The 17,830-nt window shown below is 71.7% G+C and carries 16 protein-coding genes and 1 pseudogene; 6 read left to right on the top strand and 11 right to left on the bottom strand.

The window, feature by feature from the left end; genetic code table 11:
• Window positions 1–244 precede the first annotated feature (244 nt).
• A pseudogene (locus tag GLX30_RS28725) lies at window positions 245–1,679 on the bottom strand (PLP-dependent aminotransferase family protein).
• Between GLX30_RS28725 and GLX30_RS28720 the strand changes: the two are divergent.
• Both GLX30_RS28720 and GLX30_RS28715 read left to right on the top strand, forming a co-directional pair.
• Window positions 1,678–2,574 (top strand): DMT family transporter, encoded by an 897-nt coding sequence (locus GLX30_RS28720; protein WP_208545503.1) that lies wholly within the window; start codon window positions 1,678–1,680, stop codon window positions 2,572–2,574. The pseudogene GLX30_RS28725 and the gene GLX30_RS28720 sit on opposite strands and share 2 nt — an antisense overlap.
• A gap of 90 nt (window positions 2,575–2,664) precedes the next feature.
• Window positions 2,665–2,856, top strand: coding sequence for a DUF1918 domain-containing protein (locus GLX30_RS28715; protein WP_159693722.1), 192 nt, complete (start codon window positions 2,665–2,667; stop codon window positions 2,854–2,856).
• Between the two features lie 14 nt (window positions 2,857–2,870).
• On the opposite strand, the gene GLX30_RS28710 is transcribed toward GLX30_RS28715, so the two are convergent.
• Entirely contained in the window at window positions 2,871–4,133 is a 1,263-nt protein-coding gene (locus GLX30_RS28710; RefSeq protein ID WP_159693720.1) for a family 10 glycosylhydrolase, read from the bottom strand.
• Window positions 4,134–4,306: 173 nt separating this feature from the next.
• On the opposite strand from GLX30_RS28710, the gene GLX30_RS28705 reads away from it, so the two are divergent.
• A complete protein-coding gene (locus GLX30_RS28705) occupies window positions 4,307–5,164 on the top strand; it encodes a 3-hydroxybutyryl-CoA dehydrogenase (protein WP_159693718.1) in 858 nt (285 codons plus the stop codon).
• A 25-nt stretch (window positions 5,165–5,189) separates the two neighbouring features.
• Here GLX30_RS28705 and GLX30_RS28700 read toward each other — a convergent pair whose 3' ends face one another.
• On the bottom strand, window positions 5,190–5,720 hold the full coding sequence (locus tag GLX30_RS28700) for an NUDIX domain-containing protein (protein ID WP_159693716.1): 531 nt from the start codon (window positions 5,718–5,720) through the stop codon (window positions 5,190–5,192).
• A gap of 52 nt (window positions 5,721–5,772) precedes the next feature.
• Window positions 5,773–7,113: a transcriptional regulator gene (locus GLX30_RS28695; RefSeq protein ID WP_159693714.1), complete on the bottom strand. Its 1,341-nt coding sequence runs from the start codon at window positions 7,111–7,113 to the stop codon at window positions 5,773–5,775.
• Window positions 7,114–7,653: 540 nt separating this feature from the next.
• Between GLX30_RS28695 and GLX30_RS28690 the strand changes: the two genes are divergently transcribed.
• Together GLX30_RS28690 and GLX30_RS28685 are read left to right on the top strand one after the other, a co-directional pair.
• Window positions 7,654–8,460, top strand: coding sequence for a DUF2182 domain-containing protein (locus GLX30_RS28690; RefSeq protein ID WP_159693712.1), 807 nt, complete (start codon window positions 7,654–7,656; stop codon window positions 8,458–8,460).
• Window positions 8,461–8,591: 131 nt separating this feature from the next.
• Window positions 8,592–9,260: a DUF1326 domain-containing protein gene (locus GLX30_RS28685; protein ID WP_159693690.1), complete on the top strand. Its 669-nt coding sequence runs from the start codon at window positions 8,592–8,594 to the stop codon at window positions 9,258–9,260.
• Window positions 9,261–9,596: 336 nt separating this feature from the next.
• Here the strand turns inward: GLX30_RS28685 and pheT are convergent, their stop codons facing one another.
• The 7 genes from pheT to infC all read right to left on the bottom strand — a co-directional run bounded on the left by pheT (window position 9,597) and on the right by infC (window position 17,102).
• Complete coding sequence (gene pheT / locus GLX30_RS28680) at window positions 9,597–12,125, bottom strand: phenylalanine--tRNA ligase subunit beta (protein ID WP_159693688.1); 2,529 nt, start codon at window positions 12,123–12,125, stop codon at window positions 9,597–9,599.
• Entirely contained in the window at window positions 12,125–13,246 is a 1,122-nt protein-coding gene (gene pheS, locus GLX30_RS28675; protein WP_159693686.1) for a phenylalanine--tRNA ligase subunit alpha, read from the bottom strand. Before pheS ends, pheT begins: the two co-directional genes overlap by 1 nt.
• A gap of 159 nt (window positions 13,247–13,405) precedes the next feature.
• Window positions 13,406–14,530, bottom strand: a complete 1,125-nt coding sequence (locus tag GLX30_RS28670; RefSeq protein WP_159693684.1) for an ATP-binding protein — start codon at window positions 14,528–14,530, stop codon at window positions 13,406–13,408.
• A gap of 98 nt (window positions 14,531–14,628) precedes the next feature.
• Complete coding sequence (locus GLX30_RS28665; protein ID WP_159695302.1) at window positions 14,629–15,465, bottom strand: RNA methyltransferase; 837 nt, start codon at window positions 15,463–15,465, stop codon at window positions 14,629–14,631.
• 188 nt (window positions 15,466–15,653) lie between these two features.
• The gene (gene rplT / locus GLX30_RS28660; protein WP_005319596.1) at window positions 15,654–16,037 is read right to left on the bottom strand and encodes a 50S ribosomal protein L20; all 384 of its coding nucleotides are present in this window, start codon (window positions 16,035–16,037) and stop codon (window positions 15,654–15,656) included.
• A gap of 99 nt (window positions 16,038–16,136) precedes the next feature.
• A complete protein-coding gene (rpmI, locus tag GLX30_RS28655) occupies window positions 16,137–16,331 on the bottom strand; it encodes a 50S ribosomal protein L35 (RefSeq protein ID WP_005319593.1) in 195 nt (64 codons plus the stop codon).
• A gap of 120 nt (window positions 16,332–16,451) precedes the next feature.
• Window positions 16,452–17,102, bottom strand: a complete 651-nt coding sequence (infC, locus tag GLX30_RS28650; RefSeq protein ID WP_005319591.1) for a translation initiation factor IF-3 — start codon at window positions 17,100–17,102, stop codon at window positions 16,452–16,454.
• A 351-nt stretch (window positions 17,103–17,453) separates the two neighbouring features.
• Between infC and GLX30_RS28645 the strand changes: the two genes are divergently transcribed.
• Entirely contained in the window at window positions 17,454–17,825 is a 372-nt protein-coding gene (locus tag GLX30_RS28645) for a DUF1844 domain-containing protein (RefSeq protein ID WP_005319589.1), read from the top strand.
• Window positions 17,826–17,830: the final 5 nt, after the last annotated feature.

Below are 17,830 nucleotides of genomic sequence, written 5' to 3'. Positions count from 1 at the left end.
GGCCGGAGCCTCGCAGGTCAAGGGTTTCCCGAGGGCGGGCGCAGCGGGAGAGCGCCGGACGGTCCCCCGGTCACCCCCCGCTTCCGCCGCCCGTGTCAGCGCCGGGGGCCGCCGCGGGTGTCGGGCGGCCGGGCCGTGAAGATCGTCCGGCTCCCGGCCGGCACGGCCGCCCTCGGGCAGGGACTCGCACGCCGGCAGAGGAGTGCCCCCACGAGTGGGGGCCGGTCCCGGCCGTACGACGGCCTCAGCGCAGCACTTCGTCGCACGCCGTACGCAGTCTGCGCACGCCCTCGGCGATCTCGGCCGGCCCTGCGACGCCCGCGAAGCTCACCCGGACGTGTCCGCCGGGGGTTCGGCGGAGAAGTAGGGGCGGCCTGGCGCCACGGCGACGCCCGCGCGGAGGGCGGCGGCGACGAAGGCGGACTCCTCGCTGCCCTCCGGCAGCCGCAGCCACAAGTGGTAGCCGCCGGAAGGGATGTGAGGCAGTGCCAGTTCGGGCACCTGGAGCCGCAGTGCGGCGGTCATGGTGTCCCGTCGGCTTTTCAGTTCGGCGGCCACGCCGCGCAGATGCCTGCTCCACGCGGGCGCGCCCACCAGTTCCAGGGCCGCTTCCTGGAGGGGGCGGGGACGAAGAAGCTGTCGACGACATGGATGGCGCGGAGCCGTTCGAGGACCGGGCCGCGGGCGGCGAGCATGCCCACCCTCAGGCTGGGCGAGGTCGCCTTGGTGAGCGAGCTCACATGGACGACGGCTCCGTCCTGGTCGTCGGCGACCAGCGGAGGCGGCAGCGGCCCCGCGTCCTCATGCACGAGCCGGCGGGCGAAGTCGTCCTCGACGACGAAGGCTCCGGCCTCCCGCGCGATACGCAGGACGGCGCTGCGCCGCGCGGGTGCCGATACCGCACCGGTCGGGTTCTGGAAGAGCGGCTGGCAGACGAAGACCCGCGCGCCGGTCGCACGGAAGGCGGCGGTGAGCAGTTCGGGCCGGACACCTTCGGTGTCCAGCGGGACGGGGACGGGCCGGACTCCGGCGGCGCGGGCGATGGCGAGCATGCCCGGATAAGTGGGCGACTCGACGAGGACGGGCGCGCCGGGCGGTGCGAGCGCCCGCAACGCGGTGGTCAGCGCGGACTGGCCGCCCGCGGTGACCAGTACGTCGGCGGCGGTGACGGAGCCGCCGAGACCGCGGGCGAACCATTCCCGGAGTTCGGGGAGCCCGTCGATGGGCGGGCGTCCCCATGCTCCGGGACGCCGGCCGGCCCGGGCCAGCGCGGCGGCCATGGCGCTCTCCGGCTGGAGGCCCGGGTGCAGGTAGCCCCCGTTGAACTCGACAACGCCCGGCGGCGGGGCGGCGAGCGTGACGAGCACACCGGAGGCGTCGACCGCGCGTGGCACGATCTCGGCCGCGGCGTCGGCGCTGAGGGCCACCTCCTGCCAGGAGGTGTCGCCCGCGGGACGCACGTCGGGCCGCGGTTCGGCCCGGTACGCGCCGGCGCCGGGCCGGGTGACGACGAGGCCTTCCGCGGCGAGTTGCGCGAGGGCGCGGGAGACGGTCACCGGGGACACCCGGAAACGCTCGACGAGGGCCCGGCTCGACGGCAGTTTTCCACCCGTCGGGTAGCGGTCGAGCTCCGCTCTGAGGGAATGCGCCAGTTCAGCCACACTGCTACGCTCTTGCATGACAGCACAGGATAGCGCTACCGACTCCACCTCGATAGCGGTCAGCAACGGCACACTTCTCGCCGCGCTGGGCGTGGTCGCCTTCTCCCTGACGTTCCCGTCCACGGTCTGGGGGCTCGAGGGCTTCGGCCCCTGGTCGCTGGTGGCCGTGCGCAGCGCTCTCGCCGCGACCATCGCGGGCACGTTCCTGCTGGCCCTCCGCGTCCCGCTGCCGGACCGCCGCCACTGGGCGTCTCTGGCGACGGTCGCCGCCGGCGTGGTGGTGGGATTCCCGTTGCTGACGACGCTCGCGCTGCAGACGTCGACCTCCTCGCACGCCGCCGTGGTGGTCGGCCTGCTGCCCCTGACCACCGCCGCGTTCGCCGCCCTGCGTACGGGCCGCCGGCCGTCCCGTACGTTCTGGGCCGCGGCCCTCGCGGGCGCTGCGGTCGTGATCGCGTTCACGGTGCAGCAGAGCGGCGGTGCGCTGCACACCGGCGACCTGTATCTGTTCGGCGCGCTGCTGGTCTGCGCGGCGGGCTACACGGAGGGCGGCCGGCTCGCGCGGCAGATGCCGGGCTGGCAGGTGATCGGCTGGGCCCTGATCCTCTGCCTGCCGGTCGCGGTCGCCGGTTCCGCCGTGGCCCTGGCGTACGAGCCGGTACACCTCGGTGTGCGCGGAGTGATCGGGCTGGTCTGGGTGGCCGCCGGATCCACGTTCTTCGGGCTGTACGTCTGGTACCGCGGAATGGCCGGCATCGGGATCGCCAGGGCCAGTCAGCTCCAGCTGGCCCAGCCGCTGCTGACGCTCGTCTGGTCGGTGCTGCTGCTCGGTGAGGAGCTCTCCCCCGCGGCGCCGCTCGCCGCCGTGGCCGTGCTGGTGTGCATCGCGGTCACCCAGCGCTCGCGCACCTGAGGCGTACCAGGCGCGGCGGACTCCCCCGGCCGTAGACTCGAGAAAACGGACAAATCCATAGATCGAGCCGCTCCGAGGAGGTCAGTCGCGATGCAAGCGAACGTGGGCGACACGCTGCTGGTGCACGGCAGGACCGTGGGACAGCACGACAAGGTCGCCGAAGTCGTCGAGGTGCTGGGGTCCGAAGGCAATCCGCCGTTCCGCGTCCGCTTCGAGGACGGGCACGAAGCACTGATGTCCCCCGGACCCGACACCGTCGTCAGGCACCACGAGAAGACCTGACGCCACCCGGTGCGTCAGGCCGGCGGCCGGACCCTGGTCGGGTAGTGGTCGGCCACCACCCTGGTCATCGCCCCGATCGGGTCCGCCACGACCTCCATCGCCGAGAAGTAGCAGTGACCGCCGACCGCCGGGTACCTCTTCGCGTACGTCAGATGCCGCGAGAGCTCGGCCGGGTCGTGCCAGGCCTCCGGCTGTCCCGCCATACCCACCTTGTACAGGGCCTCCCCGATGAAGAGGTCGACGCCGGTGCCGTTCGCGACCTCCGCCCACCAGGGCACGAGCGCCTCGTAGTCCGCGGGCGGGAAGCCCATGTTCCAGTAGACCTGGGGGACGACATAGTCGATCCAGCCCTCCCTCACCCAGCGGCGGGTGTCCGCGTGCAGGTCGTCGTATGTCTGCACCCCGGCCGCCGTACGGGACCCCAAAGGGTCCGTGGTGGCGTTGCGCCACACGCCGAAGGGGCTGATCCCGAAGCGGACGTGCTTCTTGGCGGCCTTGATCCGGGCCGCCATCTCCAGCACCAGCCGGTTGATGTTGTCGCGCCGCCAGGCGGCCTTGTCGGGGAACCCGTCGCCGTACCGGGCGAAGGTCGCGTCGTCGTCGAAGACCTGGTCGGGGACCGGATACGGGTAGAAGTAGTCGTCGAAGTGGACGGCGTCGATGTCGTACCGGACCACCGCGTCCATCATCGCGTCCTCGACGAAGCGCCGGACCTCCGGGATGCCCGGGTCGTAGTAGAGCTTCCCGCCGTACGCGATGACCCAGTCCGGGTGCAGCCGGGCCGGGTGGGTCTCGACGAGACGGGACGGGTCGGTGTGGCCGGCCACCCGGTATGGATTGAACCAGGCATGCAGCTCCAGCCCCCGCCGGTGGGCCTCCCGCACGGCCGTGCCGAGCGGGTCCCAGCCCGGGTCCTGGCCCTGGACCCCGGTCAGACACTGGCTCCACGGCTCGTGCGGCGACGGCCACAGCGCGTCCGCCGTGGGCCGCACCTGGAGGACCACGGCGTTCAGGCGGCGCTCCACGGCGGTGTCGAAGTAGGCGAGCAGTTCCGCGCGCTGCCGGTCGGCGGTGAGGCCGGGCCGGGAGGGCCAGTCGCGGTTGCCCACGGTGGCGAGCCACATCCCACGGAACTCGCGCCCGGTCCGGCGGCCACGCCCGCGCCCCCGGGACGCCGCCTCGGACGGGACACGGGCCGCCGCGTCACCCGCCGTCGCGAAAGCGGCGAGCACCCCAGCCGCCGTCGCCACGAACCCTCTTCTACCGATTCGCCCCATATTTCTACCCCTGTCGGGCTCGGAGTCCGCCGTCGTATCCGCAGAGCATGCCCGCCCCGGGCGCTCGGCCACCCACGCGTTCGGAGTAACGTCGGGGCGTCGGGCGGGCGCCGGAACCATACGGGGGACCTGCCGGCCGAAAGATCAGCGAAAGGCACGAGGTGACGGACTCAATGGCCGACATTGCACGCGTCGGAGTGGTGGGTTGCGGCCAGATGGGCGCGGGCATCGCGGAGGTGTGCGCCCGCAGCGGCCTCGAGGTGAAGGTGGCCGAGACCACGGGCGAGGCCCTGGAGATCGGTCGCACCCGGTTGTTCAACTCCCTGTCCAAGGCCGCCGAACGCGGCAAGATCACGGACGAGGAGCGGGACACCACCCTGGAGAGGCTGAGCTTCACGACCGACCTCGGGGAGTTCGCCGACCGCGACCTCGTCATCGAGGCCGTGGTGGAGAACGAGCAGGTCAAGACGGAGATCTTCCAGGTGCTGGACCAGGTGGTGACGCGGCAGGACGCGATCCTCGCCTCCAACACCTCCTCGATCCCGCTGGTGAAGCTGGCCGTCGCGACCTCGCGTCCGGACCAGGTCATCGGCATCCACTTCTTCAATCCGGCCCCGGTGCAGCGGCTCGTCGAGCTGATCCCGGCGCTGACCACCTCCGAGGAGACCATCAAGCGCTCGGAGGCCGTGGTGCAGCAGGTGCTGGACAAGCACCCGATCCGCGCCCAGGACCGCTCGGGCTTCGTGGTCAACGCGCTGCTCATCCCGTACCTCCTCTCGGCGATCCGGATGTTCGAGTCGGGCATCGCGTCGCGTGAGGACATCGACAACGGCATGGAGATGGGCTGCGCCCACCCCATGGGCCCGCTGAAGCTGTCCGACCTGATCGGCCTCGACACCGTGGCCTCGGTCGCCGACAGCATGTACGCGGAGTACAAGGAGCCGCTGTACGCCGCTCCCCCGCTGCTCCAGCGGATGGTGGACGCGGGCCGGCTCGGCCGCAAGACGGGCTCGGGCTTCTACACCTACTGAGCCCCGCCGCCGAGCCGGCCCGGCCTCAGCCGAGCCGCAGGTGGTACAGCATCAGCAGCCCGGCCGCCATCGCGGCGGCCGGGACCTCGCCCCGGGCGATCATGTCGGGCACCAGCTTCAGCGGTATCCACTCGCGGCGCGAAGACTCGAAGTCGTCCTCCGGGAACCCCGTGTAGGCGGCGTCCTCGGCCCAGTAGAGGTGATGGCGGGCGTCGGTGAGGCCGTTGGACGGCTCCACGGTCATCAGGTGCTGGAGGGTGCCGGGCCGCCAGCCGGTCTCCTCCTCCATCTCCCTGGCCGCCGCTGCCGCCACGTCCTCGCCGTCCTCGACGACGCCCGCGGCGAGTTCCCAGCCCCAGCTGTCGGTGATGAAACGGTGCCGCCACAGCATCAGCACCTCGTTGGCTTCGTTGACCACGGTCGCGACGGCGACCGGGCGGAGGCGGACCAGGAAATGGTCCAGGTGCCGGCCGTCGGGCAGCTCGACATCCGCGAGGTTGACCCTGAACCACCGGTTCTCGTACACGGTTTGTTCGCTCAAGTTTGTCCACTGCACGTTTCTGCCACCTTCCGACAAGTAGATGGCCAACATGGCAGCAGGAGCTCGGTCAGAGGGGAACGCGGAGCGCCCCATCGATGAGTTCGGCGGCCTCCTCCGCACCGGCACAGCCGCTCGCCGCCAGATGCTCGCGCACCGCCCGCATCCGGTCCCTCAGCCGCTGCGACTCCATCCCCCGGGCACGTTCCACCATCTCCGCCGCCGTCCGCGCCGCACGGTCCACCTCACCCTGACGCAGCTCGATCTGACTGAGCATGGCGAGCCGGTGCACCCGGCCACGGTCGTGCGCCGGCGTGCCGACGGCGGCAGCCGCGTGCTCCCGCGCCGCCGCCAGCTCACCGAGACCGAGCAGTGCCTCCGCCACCTGGACGTTGACGAGGCCCGGCTGGACGTAACCGGTCTCGTCCGGCTCGTGGCCGGGACGGATCCGCTCCGCCTCCGACTCGGCACGCCCGATACAGCGCCGGGCGCCCGGACCGTCCCCCAAGTGCGCGTACGCCTTGGCCTGCATCGCGTACAGGTCGGCCGCCAGCGCCGGAGTGATCTGGCGGCCCGCCGTCCGCAGCGCCGCCTCCGCGAAGGCGACCGCCTGCCGGTGCTCCGACATGAACAGCGACTGGTTGACCAGCAGCGCGATCACATAGGCGCCGAGCCCCCGGTCACCGCTCGCCTTGGCCAGCCGCAGCGCCTGATGGAAGTAGCGCTGGGCCGGGCCCTGCGCGTCGGAGTCGTAGGCGCAGATGCCGGCCACCGCCACCAGGCCCCCGGCGGCGCGGTGCAGTTGGCGGCCGAGCGCGTCGCTGTACGAGCCGCGCAGGAGCGGCGCCGCCTCCGCGTGGAGGAAGCCGACGACGCGCGAGCGGGTCGCGATGCCGCCGGCCCGCCGGTACATCAACTCGTAGTGTGCGCGGGCGGATCTGAGCATCTGGACGTCGGCCATGTCGACGCGGGTACGCCCGTCGCGTGAGACGTCCGAGTCCTCCGGCGGGTTCTCCCACTCCCACACCGGCATCACCGCGGGAGTGCCGGTGACCGCGGGCGCACCGGCGTCCCGTGGCCGCTGCTGGGCGTCGAAGCGCCACAGGGCGGTGGCCCGCTCCACGAACCCGGACAGCGACGAACTCCGGGGCGAGGCGGACCCGTCCGGTACGCCGAGCCCGACGTCGTCGAGAGTGACCGCGCGCCGCAGCCGCTCCGCGAGCACCTCGCAGATCAGATCGGGAACCCGGCCGCGGGGGCGCTGACCTTTCAACCACCGTGCCACCGCGGTGTGTTCGTAGCGCAGCGACAACCCCCTGGCCGAGCCTGCCCGATTGACGCGGGCGGCGAGGCCCGCGTGGGAGAAGCCCGCCTCTTCGAGCAGGGCGTCGAGAAGGGTGTTCGCCTGCACGGCCACCTCCGGTGACTTGCGTCCGCTCAGGGTAGTGGAGACCGTTTCGCACGGGGTGTGAAACAAGTGCGCTTTTCCACGCCTTGCGTGCGCTCCCGGCGTGCGGCCGGGGCCTGTTGACTGAACTGCCTCTCATAGAGGCGGCCGGGCCGCCGGCTCCCCCTCGTACAGTGCGGCGGCCCCGATTGCGTCGTCCGTCCTGCTGATCTGCCCGACACTCCGCGGCAGGGCGGGCGGCGCCAGGCCGCGGGCGGCCAGGCCGGTCCGTCGGACCCTTCCCGGCCCGCCCCTCGCACGGCGCGGACCGGCTTCCCCCTCCGGCCCGCGCCGTTTCGCGTGGCGGGGCGGGCGGGGGCGGCAGGGCGGAGGCGGTCCGGACCCGACCCGGCTTCTCCGGCGCATGTTTCTGTGCTGTGCTGGAGGAGTCGGGCAGGGTCCGTCATCTCGCGGCCGAAAGCGGTCGATGCGGCAGTCGGGAGCCCGTGGTGAAGCGCCGGGCGGTCGCAGCGGGGCGGCGGGACGGCCCCTGGGAGGATTTCCATGCTGCACAACCGCATTGCAAGCCCCTCGCCGGCACAGTCGGGCAACCTCCTGCCGCGGCGTGATCTCGCTGCCGCCTGGATCCTCATGGTCCTGCTCGCCGGATCGGCATGGGTACTCACCGTCGCCCGGTCCCGCGACATGGCCATGGAGCCGGGAACCATGGGTCTGGAGCTGCCGCTCTTCCTGCTGCTGTGGGTGACCATGATGGTCGCGATGATGTTCCCCTCCATGGCGCCGGTGGCGATCACCTGGGCGCGGGCGATCGGCCGGCAGTCGGCAGGCGCCGCCCGCGCTGCTCGGATCGCCCAGTTCGCCGGGGGCTATCTGATCGCCTGGACGGCCTTCGGTCTCGTCGCGTACGGGGCATTGGCGGCGACCGCGAGGCTGGTGGACGGCAGTCCCGAGGCAGGTCGCTGGCTGGGTGCCGCCGCGTTCCTGCTCGCGGGGCTGTACCAGTTCGGGCCGCTGAAGCGCGTTTGTCTGCTGCATTGCCGCAATCCGCTGTCGCACCTCGTCCGGTACGCGCGCTTCCGGCCGTGGGCCCGTGATCTGCGCGTGGGGGCGCATCACGGGCTCTACTGCGTGGGCTGCTGCTGGGGCCTGATGATCGTCCTCGTCCCGCTCGGCGTGATGAACGTGGCGGCCATGGCCGCCCTGGCGGCTGTCGTCTTCCTGGAGAAGCTGTGGCGGTGGGGCCCATGGCTCACGTGGGCGGTCGGCATCGCCTTCTTGGTCCTGGCCGCACTCGCACCCTTCCAGGAATGGCTGCTGCCCGGCCTCCGGATGTCCGAGCCCCCGATGTAGCCCTTTTCCTCCTGGGTCGGTAAGGCGCACTCTGGAAGGGAGGCCGCTTCCCGATCCGGAGAGTGGGCTCGGGACACCTGGTCTCGCCACTCCGAGTGAGCTCGTACGGGCTCGTCAGGAGGGAAGCGGAGATGACAGAACAGGCCACCACCGGTACGCGCTGGCACCTGACCGGCGACTGGTTCGACGTGTGCAAGTGCGCCATTCCGTGCCCCTGCACGTTCGCCCAGCCCCCTACGTACGGCGACTGCGAGGGCGTGCTGGCCTGGCACATCCGGGAAGGCACCTTCGGCGACGTGCGGCTGGACGATCTCAACGTGCTGATGCTCGGCTCCTTCGTCGGCAACGCATGGGCCCGCCAGCACACCGACGCGTACGCTGCGGTGTTCTTCGACGAGCGCGCCGACGAACGGCAGCGCGCCGCCCTTCAGAGCATCTTCGGCGGTGAGGCGGGCGGATGGCCCGCGGAGTTCGGTGAGATGTTCGGCCCCGAGATGCGGGGCATGGAGTTCGCTCCCATCCGGATCGAGATCGACGAGGGCCTGGGCGCCTGGCGCGCGGAGATCCCAGGGCGGGTCACGGCACGTGCCGAGGCGCTGACCGGGCCGACCACTCCGGAGGGCGCACGCGTGCAGGTGCACAACCCACCGGGCGCCGAGGTCGGTCCCGGCCAGGTCGCGACCTGGGGGCGGGCCACCACCGACCGCGCCGATGCCTACGGCTTCACCTGGGAGCGCTCAGGGAAGTCGAGCAAGCACTTTCCCTTCGACTGGAGCGGCCCCGACGAACAGTCCAGTTGAAACGACGCGCTCGTCGGTCTCCGCAGGCCCCCACCGCTGCTCGCCCTGTCCGAGGCGCTGCACGGCCGGGTGTGCGCTCACTCCTGCCGGCGCGGCCCGCCGGAGGCCGGAGCCGTCGTGCCGGCACCGCTGCGCCTCTACGGGCGCGGCGCCTTAAGGACACCACTGGACACCCGCACCGCGTCGCGGCCACGCGATCGACGTAAAACGGCGCGTGACCGCCCAAGGAACCGGTGGCCGGCCGGGCGAGAAGTCGGAAGGCCCGCCGCAGGCGCCACGCGGAAGGGCCCGCCCGGATCGCTCCGGACGGGCCCTGTACGCGACACGCGGCACGGCTCACGCGCCCCGCAACACCGCTCCCGTGCGTTCCGTCGCCAGGGACACCGCCGCGTCCCGTGCGGCCGACGCCTCGTCGACGGTCAGCGTGCGGTCCGCCGCGCGGAAGCGCAGCGCGTACGCGAGCGACTTGCGGCCCTCGCCGATCTGCTCGCCCGTGAAGACGTCGAACAGCCGGATGGACTCCAGCAGTTGGCCCGCGCCATCGCGCAGCGCCGATTCCACGTCGGCCGTGGGCACGTCGTCAGCGACGACGAGCGCGACGTCCTGCGTGGCCACCGGGAAGGTGGAGATCCGCGGTGCCTGGACGACACCGTCCGACGCCTGCTCCAGCACGTCGAGCTCCAGCTCCATCGCGCAGGTGCGGTCCGGCAGGTGCAGTGCCTTGACGACGCGCGGGTGCAGTTCGCCCGCGTGGCCGACGAGGGTCTCCTCGCCGTCCACCGTCGCGTACAGCGCGGCGCAGCGACCGGGGTGCCACGGCGCGTGCCGGTCGGCGCGGATCGTCAGCTCGACACCCGCCTCGCGGGCGACGAGGCGGCCGGCCTCGATCGCGTCGGCCCAGTCGGCCGGACGTCCTTTGCCCCACCAGCCGTCCTGCTCGCGGGCGCCCGCGAGGACGACGGCGACACGGCGCGGCTGACGCGGCAGCGCCGCGTTCAGCGAGGCGATCTCCTCGTCGGTGGGCCTGCGGTCCACCGGCGGCGTCACCGCCTGCCGCTCCTCGCCGGTCGGACGGAAGACGAGGCCGGTCTCGAAGAGCGCCAGGTCGTGGCTGCCGCGCCCGTCGTTGCGCCGCAGCGCGCCGAGGAGGCCGGGCAGGAGCGTCGTGCGCAGCGCCGGCTCCTCGTCGGAGAGCGGGTTGACGAGCCTGACGACCCGGCGGCGGGCGTCGTCGGCCTCGAGGCCGAGCTGGTCGAGAACCGGTTCGCCGATGAAGGGGTAGTTCGGCGCCTCGACGTAGCCGGCGCCGGCGAGCGCGCGGCCTACCCGGCGGTGCAGCCGCTGGCGTGCGGTGAGACCGCGGCCGGACGGCGGGGTGGGCAGGGTCGAGGGGAGGTTCTCGTAGCCCTCGAGCCGGATGACCTCTTCGGCGAGGTCGTTCGGCTCGGCGAGGTCGGGCCGCCACGAGGGGACGGTGACGACGAGGTCGTCCTGCCCGTAGACGTCGCAGCCGACCTCCTGGAGGCGGCGCACCACGGTCTCGCGGCCGTAGGTGACGCCGGCGACGCGGTCGGGGTGGTCCGCCGGCATGGCGACGGTGCGTGGGGCGCTGGGGGCGACGACCTGGGTGACGCCGCCCTCCGCCGTGCCGCCGGCGAGGAGCACCAGCAGGTCGACGGTGCGCTGCGCGGCCGCGGCGGCGGCCTGCGGGTCGACACCGCGCTCGAAGCGCTTGGACGCCTCGGAGGACAGCTTGTGCCGCCGCGCGGTGCGGGCGATGGCGACCGGGTCGAAGTGCGCGGCCTCGATGACGACGTCGGTGGTGCCGTTGATCCGGCCGGTCTCCGGGTCGGGGGCCGCGTCGGCGATCTCGGTGTTCGCGCCGCCCATGACGCCCGCGAGACCGATCGGCCCGCGGTTGTCGGTGATGACGAGGTCCTCGGCATCGAGGACGCGGGTGGTGCCGTCGAGGGTGGTGAGCTTCTCGCCGGGCTCCGCGCGGCGCACCCCGATCGGCCCGTCGAGGCGGGACCGGTCGTAGGCGTGCAGCGGCTGGCCGAGCTCGAGCATCACGTAGTTGGTGATGTCGACGGCGAGCGAGATCGGGCGCATCCCGGCCTTCTGCAGCCGGCGCTGCAGCCAGATCGGGGAGCGGGCCTCCGGCTCGAGGCCGACGACGGTGCGCGCGGTGAAGCTGTCGCAGCCGACCGGGTCGGCCACCTCGACGCCGTAGCCGTACGAGTTGGGTCCGGGCACGTCGAGCAGCGCCGGGTCGCGCAGCGGCAGGCCGTAGGCGGTGGCCGTCTCACGGGCGACGCCGCGCATCGACAGGGCGTAGCCGCGGTCGGGGGTGACGGCGATGTCGAGGACCTCGTCGACGAGCTCGAGGAGCTTGATCGCGTCGGTGCCGACCTCGTGCTCGGGCGGGAGCACGATGATGCCGCCGCTGCCGTCGTCGCCCATGCCGAGCTCGTCGCCGGAGCAGATCATGCCGTGGGACGTCCGGCCGTACGTCTTTCGTGCGGCGATGGCGAAGTCGCCGGGCAGCACGGCGCCGGGGAGGACCACGACGACCTTGTCGCCGACGGAGAAGTTACGGGCGCCGCAGACGATCTCCTGCGGCTCACCGGTGCCGTTGGCCTGGCCGACGTCGACGGTGCAGAAGCGGATGGGCTTCTTGAACTCCGTCAGTTCCTCGATGGTCAGCACCTGGCCGACGACGAGCGGGCCCTTGAGCCCGGCGCCGAGCTGCTCGACGGTCTCGACCTCGAGCCCGGCGGCGATGAGCTTGGCCTGCACGTCACGACCGGTCTCCGTCGCCGGCAGGTCGACGTACTCCCGCAGCCAAGAAAGCGGGACCCGCATCAGATCTCCATCCCGAACGGCCGGGTGAACCGGACGTCGCCCTCGACCATGTCTCGCATGTCTTCGACGTTGTGGCGGAACATCAGCATCCGCTCGATGCCGAACCCGAAGGCGAACCCGCTGTACCTGGCGGGGTCGACGCCGCAGGCCGTGAGCACCTTGGGGTTGACCATTCCGCAGCCGCCGAGCTCGATCCAGCCCTCGCTGGAGCAGGTGCGGCAGGGCCGGTCGGGGTTGCCGACGGACTCGCCACGGCACACGTAGCAGACCATGTCCATCTCGGCGGACGGCTCGGTGAAGGGGAAGAAGTTCGGCCGCAGCCGGGTCTTCATGCCCTCGCCGAACAGTGCCTGGACCATGTGGTCGAGGGTGCCCTTGAGGTCGGCCATGGTCAGGCCCTCGTCGACGGCGAGCAGCTCGACCTGGTGGAAGACGGGGGTGTGCGTGGCGTCCAGCTCGTCGGTGCGGTACACGCGGCCGGGGCAGATCACGTAGACCGGCGGCTCACGGTCGATCAGGGAGCGGATCTGCACCGGCGAGGTGTGGGTGCGCAGCACGACGCCGGAGTCCGCGCCTCCCTCGGCGTCCTGCACGAAGAAGGTGTCGTGCTCGCCGCGGGCCGGGTGGTCGGGGCCGATGTTGAGCGCGTCGAAGTTGAACCACTCGGCCTCGACCTGCGGGCCTTCAGCGACCTCGTAGCCCATGGCCACGAAGACGTCCTCGATGCGCTCGGAGAGCGTGGTGAGGGGGTGGCGGGCACCGGCGGGGACGCGGTCGTGCGGCAGCGTGACGTCGACGGCCTCCTCGACGAGCACCCGGGCGTCGCGCTCGGCCTCGAGCTCCGCCTGGCGGGTGGCGAGCGCGCGGCCGACGGCGGCGCGGGCCTGGCCCACGCGCTTGCCGGCCTCGGCCTTGGCCTGCGGCGGCAGGGCCCCGATCTCACGGTTGGCGAGGGAGAGCGGCGAGGTGCCGGAGGTGTGCGCGGACTTCGCGTGGGCGAGCGCCTCGAGGGAGTCTGCGGCGGCGAAGGCGGCGAGCGCCTCGTCCCGCATGCGCTCGATCTCTTCCGGTTTCAGTGCCTCGACCTCAACAGGGTCGTACGACTTATTGGGTGCGGACATCTCTTCCCGTACTTCCGATGGGCTGGCTGGGGACCCCGCACGTCGACCAGGGACGACCGAGGACGCAAAGGTGCCAAAGGTCGAGTCTAACGGGGTGTGGAACGGTGAATGAGCCCGCGGGCCGCTCGGACGCTCTCGCCGGCCGATCCGGGAGGATCGCTACTGGAGATGCGCCGGGGTGCCGACGGGCAGGATAAATCGGAACCGGGCGCCACCGCCGGGGCCACGGCCGACCGTGATCGTCCCGCCGTGGGCCTCGACGATGCCCTTCACGATGTAGAGCCCGAGGCCGGTGCCACCGCGCTTGCTCCCCCGCCAGAAGCGGGTGAAGACCCGTGCCATCGACTCCTCCGGAATGCCGGGCCCCTCGTCGCTCACGGTGACGGCGGTGCCGTTCCCGCTCTGCTCGCCGGCAGACGGCGAGGGTGCTATGTCGATCGTGACAGTTCCCTCGCCGTGCCGCACCGCGTTTTCCAGCAGGTTGCCGAGCACCTGGTCGACCTTGTCGGGGTCGGCCCACAGGTCGGGCAGCGGCCCGGTGACGTCGACGCGGAACCGGTCCGGGGTCTGGCCGGCGGCCACGTGCGCGTCGACGTGGCGGCGCACGGCGGCGGCGAGGTCGACGGGCTGGCGGCGCACCTCGAGCCGTCCGGAGTCGATACGGGAGATGTCGAGGAGCTCCGCGATGAGGCGGGTGACGCGGTTGGCGTCGGCGTCGACGGTCTCCAGCATCAGCCGCTTCTGGTCGTCGGTGAAGCGTTCCCACTTGGCCAGGAGGGTCGCCGTGAAGCCTTTGACGGAGGTCAGCGGGGAGCGCAGCTCATGGGCGACGGTGGCGATCAGTTCGGCGTGGCTGCGTTCGCTGCGGCGCCGGGCTTCCGTGCCGCGGAGGCTGACGACGAGCCTGCGCACCGGCCCGGTGGGGACGTCGCGCACGTAGCGGGCGGAGACGAGGACCTCGCGGCCGCCGGGCAGCAGCAGGTTCCGCTCGGGCTGGCCGACGCGGGTCGCGAGTCCGCCGTAGGGGTCGGTGAGGGTCCACCAGCGGCGCCCCTTGAGGTCCTCCAGCGGGAGCACCCGCTCCAGTGGCCGTCCGATCGCGTCGGCCCGTGCCACGGCGGTGATGCGGACGGCGGCCCGGTTGAAGCAGACGACCCGGCCCGTCTCGTCGGCCACGACGAGGCCGTCCGGGAGGTCGTCGGGATCGATCCCGGGGGCCTCGGGGCAGCCGGAAGGGCCCAGGTGGAAATCCTGTGGCTGTGTCGGCCTGCTGGTGACCGTCATGTACCCGTACCCCACCTCTCCGCCGGCGCAGTGGGCCCCCGAGTGCGTCACCCTACTAGCTGAAAGTGACGTCGCCGACCCCCTGAGCGAGTGGTCCGTCAGCTTGCCGGGGCACCCTTGGCCCCGGCGCGCTGGGCGCGCGCCGACGCGTAGAGACATACGGCGGCAGCGGTCGCCAGGTTCAGGCTCTCGGCCTTTCCGTGGATCGGGACGCGGACGACGGCGTCGGCGAGGGCGCGGGTCTCCTCCGGCAGGCCCCAGGCCTCGTTGCCGAAGATCCATGCGGTGGGGCCGCCCATGGTGCCGGCGTCGAGTTCGCCGTCGAGGTCCTGCTCACCGGCGCCGTCCGCCGCGAGGACGCGGACGCCGGCGTCGCGCAGCCCTTGGACGGCCTGCTCGACGGGTACGCCGACGGCGACCGGCAGGTGGAAGTGGGAGCCGACCGACGCCCGCACCGATTTGGGGTTGTACAGGTCGACGGAGGCGTCGGTGAGGATCACCGCGTCCGCTCCGGCCGCGTCGGCGCAGCGCAGGACGGTGCCGGCGTTCCCGGGGTCGCGTACGTTCGCGAGCACGGCGACGAGCTTGGGCCGGGCGGCCAGGATGTCCTCGAACGGCGAGTCGAGGAACCGGCAGACGCCGACGAGTCCCTGCGGCGTGACGGTCTGCGACACCTCGGCGAGCACGGTGTCCGCGGCGTGGTGGACGCGGGCTCCGGCGGCGTGGGCGGCGTCGACGATGTCGGCGTAGCGCTCGGCGGCCTCGACGGTGGTGAACAGCTCCACCAGGGTCGCCTCGCCGTCGGGCCCGCGGTGGGCGACCGCCTCCCGGACGGCCTGCGGCCCCTCGGCGATGAACAGACGGTCCTTGCCCCGGAAGTTGCGCTTGGCGAGCCGCCGCGCGGCGGTGACGCGCGGGGAGCGGGGGGAGATCAGCTCGGGGTCGGCATGCGGCTCGGCGGCTCTCTCTCACGGGACTGCGTACGAAAGGTCGACAGGGCGAAAGGTCGAAAAGGGGTCGGCAGGGCGCTCCACCGCGCCCGGACGGAACGTGCGACGGGGGCGGGCAAACGCACCGGACCCGCAGGCCGAGGCCTGCGGGTCCGGTCGGCTCGATGCGGGTGTCAGGCAGCCTTGGGGGCGTTGACGTCGCTCGGCAGGGCCTTCTGCGCGACCTCGACGAGCGCGGCGAACGCGCCCGCGTCGTTCACGGCGAGCTCGGCCAGGATCTTGCGGTCCACCTCGATGTTGGCGGCCTTCAGACCCTGGATGAGGCGGTTGTACGTCATGCCGTTCTGGCGGGCAGCGGCGTTGATGCGCTGGATCCACAGCTGACGGAAGTCGCCCTTGCGCTTCTTGCGGTCGTTGTAGTTGTAGACCAGGGAGTGGGTGACCTGCTCCTTGGCCTTGCGGTACAGGCGCGAACGCTGACCGCGGTAACCGCTGGCCTGCTCGAGGATCGCCCGGCGCTTCTTGTGGGCGTTGACTGCCCGCTTGACGCGTGCCACTTGTTAACTCCTTGTAGCGGGGCCGTGGTTGTGCTCACACGGCCCGGAAACGAATTGGTCCCGGTCTCGGCGCGTGTCCCCGGCGAAGGGACACGAACGTCACTTGCCGAGAAGCTTCTTGATGGTCTTCGAGTCGCCCGGGGCCATCTCGGCGTTGCCGGTCAGGCGGCGCGTCAGCTTGGACGGCTTGTGCTCGAGCAGGTGGCGCTTGCCGGCGCGCTCACGGAGCACCTTGCCGGAGCCGGTGATCTTGAAGCGCTTCTTGGCACCGCTGTGCGTCTTGTTCTTCGGCATCGCGCCGTTATCTCCTCGTCAGTGGCGCTCCCCCGGTGCGGGCACCGGACTACGGGAGCGTCAGATCTTGGTTGTGGTTTCCGGGCAGGACCCGGGGCTGCCACAGGGGCAGCCCCTTGGTCACGCCTCGGAAGGTGTGTCGGTCGGGGCGTCGACGCCCTCGCCCTCCGGCGAGCCCTGGCGCTCCGCCTTGCGTGCGGCCTGGGCCTCACGCGCCTCGGCCATCGCCTCGGTCTTCTTCTTGTGGGGGCCGAGAACCATGATCATGTTCCGGCCGTCCTGCTTCGGGTTCGACTCGATGAAGCCGAGATCCTCTACGTCCGCGGCGAGGCGCTGCAGCAGACGGAAGCCAAGTTCGGGGCGGGACTGCTCACGACCACGGAACATGATCGTGATCTTGACCTTGTCGCCCTGCTTGAGGAACCGCACGACGTGACCCTTTTTGGTGTCGTAGTCGTGCGGATCGATCTTCGGCCGGAGCTTCATTTCCTTGATGACCGTGTGCGCCTGGTTCTTGCGCGCCTCACGGGCCTTCATGGCCGACTCGTACTTGAACTTCCCGTAGTCCATGAGCTTGCAGACGGGCGGACGGGCATTCGCCGCCACCTCGACGAGGTCGAGGTCGTACTCCTGAGCAAGCTCAAGGGCCTTGGCAAGCGGAACAATCCCGACCTGCTCGCCGCTGGGACCGACAAGTCGCACCTCGGGAACGCGAATCCGGTCGTTGATGCGGGGCTCGGCGCTGATGGATCCTCCTAAGTAGCACCACACGGATGTCTGGCAGACAGCCGCGTAACGTCTGTTTCGTCAGACCAACCGCACCGGAACGTCAAAAATGCCCCGGACGGGACACAGGCGGCAGCTCCTTGAATACCGGAGCACCGCCGCGGTGTACCGCGGGGCGCACATCGGGCGACTCCATCGTCCGTACGGAACGATGGTGGCCGCCTGACCGGTGACCCGCCGTCCCGAGGGACAGCCAGGTGGGAGATCGGAGCCTCCACTTGTGGGCCGGACACGGACGTGTCCAGCCGGTCGTCACACAAGGTTAGCAGCTCCCCGGGGCGGGGCTAACCGGTGGCCGGGGCGGGGGCGCGAGGGACGGGGCATATCGTGTGCGTCATGAGTGACGCGACCTCCCCGAACGAAACACCCGAATCACCCGACTTCGACGCCATGGCGCGCGACATCGCCGAGGTCCCGGCCGTCGAGGTGATCGTCACGGTCGCGGTGAACCTGATGAGCGCGGCAGCCGTCAAGCTCGGCCTCACCGACGACGGCGAGGACCACAAGGACCTGGACGAGGCACGCAAGCTGGTGCACGCCCTGGCCGGGCTGCTCGACGCGAGCACCACCGAGATCAGCTCCTTCCACGCGGCGCCGCTGCGGGACGGCCTGAAGTCCCTGCAGCTCGCCTTCCGTGAGGCGTCGCTGGTGCCGGACGAGCCGGGCCAGGGCCCCGGCGAGAAGTACACCGGGCCGGTGTACGGCTGAGCGGC

The organism is Streptomyces sp. Tu 2975 (genome assembly GCF_009832925.1).
In the GTDB taxonomy this organism is placed as follows: Bacteria; Actinomycetota; Actinomycetes; order Streptomycetales; family Streptomycetaceae; genus Streptomyces.
This window is presented reverse-complemented; position numbering and strand designations above follow the sequence as displayed.

Bases quoted from the DNA above. Each gene is read 5' to 3' on its own strand.
- GLX30_RS28720 (WP_208545503.1), top strand. From the start codon at position 1,678: ATGACAGCACAGGATAGCGCTACCGACTCCACCTCGATAGCGGTCAGC.
- GLX30_RS28710 (WP_159693720.1), bottom strand. From the start codon at position 4,133: ATGGGGCGAATCGGTAGAAGAGGGTTCGTGGCGACGGCGGCTGGGGTG.
- GLX30_RS28670 (WP_159693684.1), bottom strand. From the start codon at position 14,530: ATGACGGTCACCAGCAGGCCGACACAGCCACAGGATTTCCACCTGGGC.
- GLX30_RS28715 (WP_159693722.1), top strand. From the start codon at position 2,665: ATGCAAGCGAACGTGGGCGACACGCTGCTGGTGCACGGCAGGACCGTG.
- GLX30_RS28685 (WP_159693690.1), top strand. From the start codon at position 8,592: ATGACAGAACAGGCCACCACCGGTACGCGCTGGCACCTGACCGGCGAC.
- GLX30_RS28705 (WP_159693718.1), top strand. From the start codon at position 4,307: ATGGCCGACATTGCACGCGTCGGAGTGGTGGGTTGCGGCCAGATGGGC.
- pheS (WP_159693686.1), bottom strand. From the start codon at position 13,246: ATGTCCGCACCCAATAAGTCGTACGACCCTGTTGAGGTCGAGGCACTG.
- pheT (WP_159693688.1), bottom strand. From the start codon at position 12,125: ATGCGGGTCCCGCTTTCTTGGCTGCGGGAGTACGTCGACCTGCCGGCG.
- GLX30_RS28645 (WP_005319589.1), top strand. From the start codon at position 17,454: ATGAGTGACGCGACCTCCCCGAACGAAACACCCGAATCACCCGACTTC.
- GLX30_RS28690 (WP_159693712.1), top strand. From the start codon at position 7,654: ATGCTGCACAACCGCATTGCAAGCCCCTCGCCGGCACAGTCGGGCAAC.
- rpmI (WP_005319593.1), bottom strand. From the start codon at position 16,331: ATGCCGAAGAACAAGACGCACAGCGGTGCCAAGAAGCGCTTCAAGATC.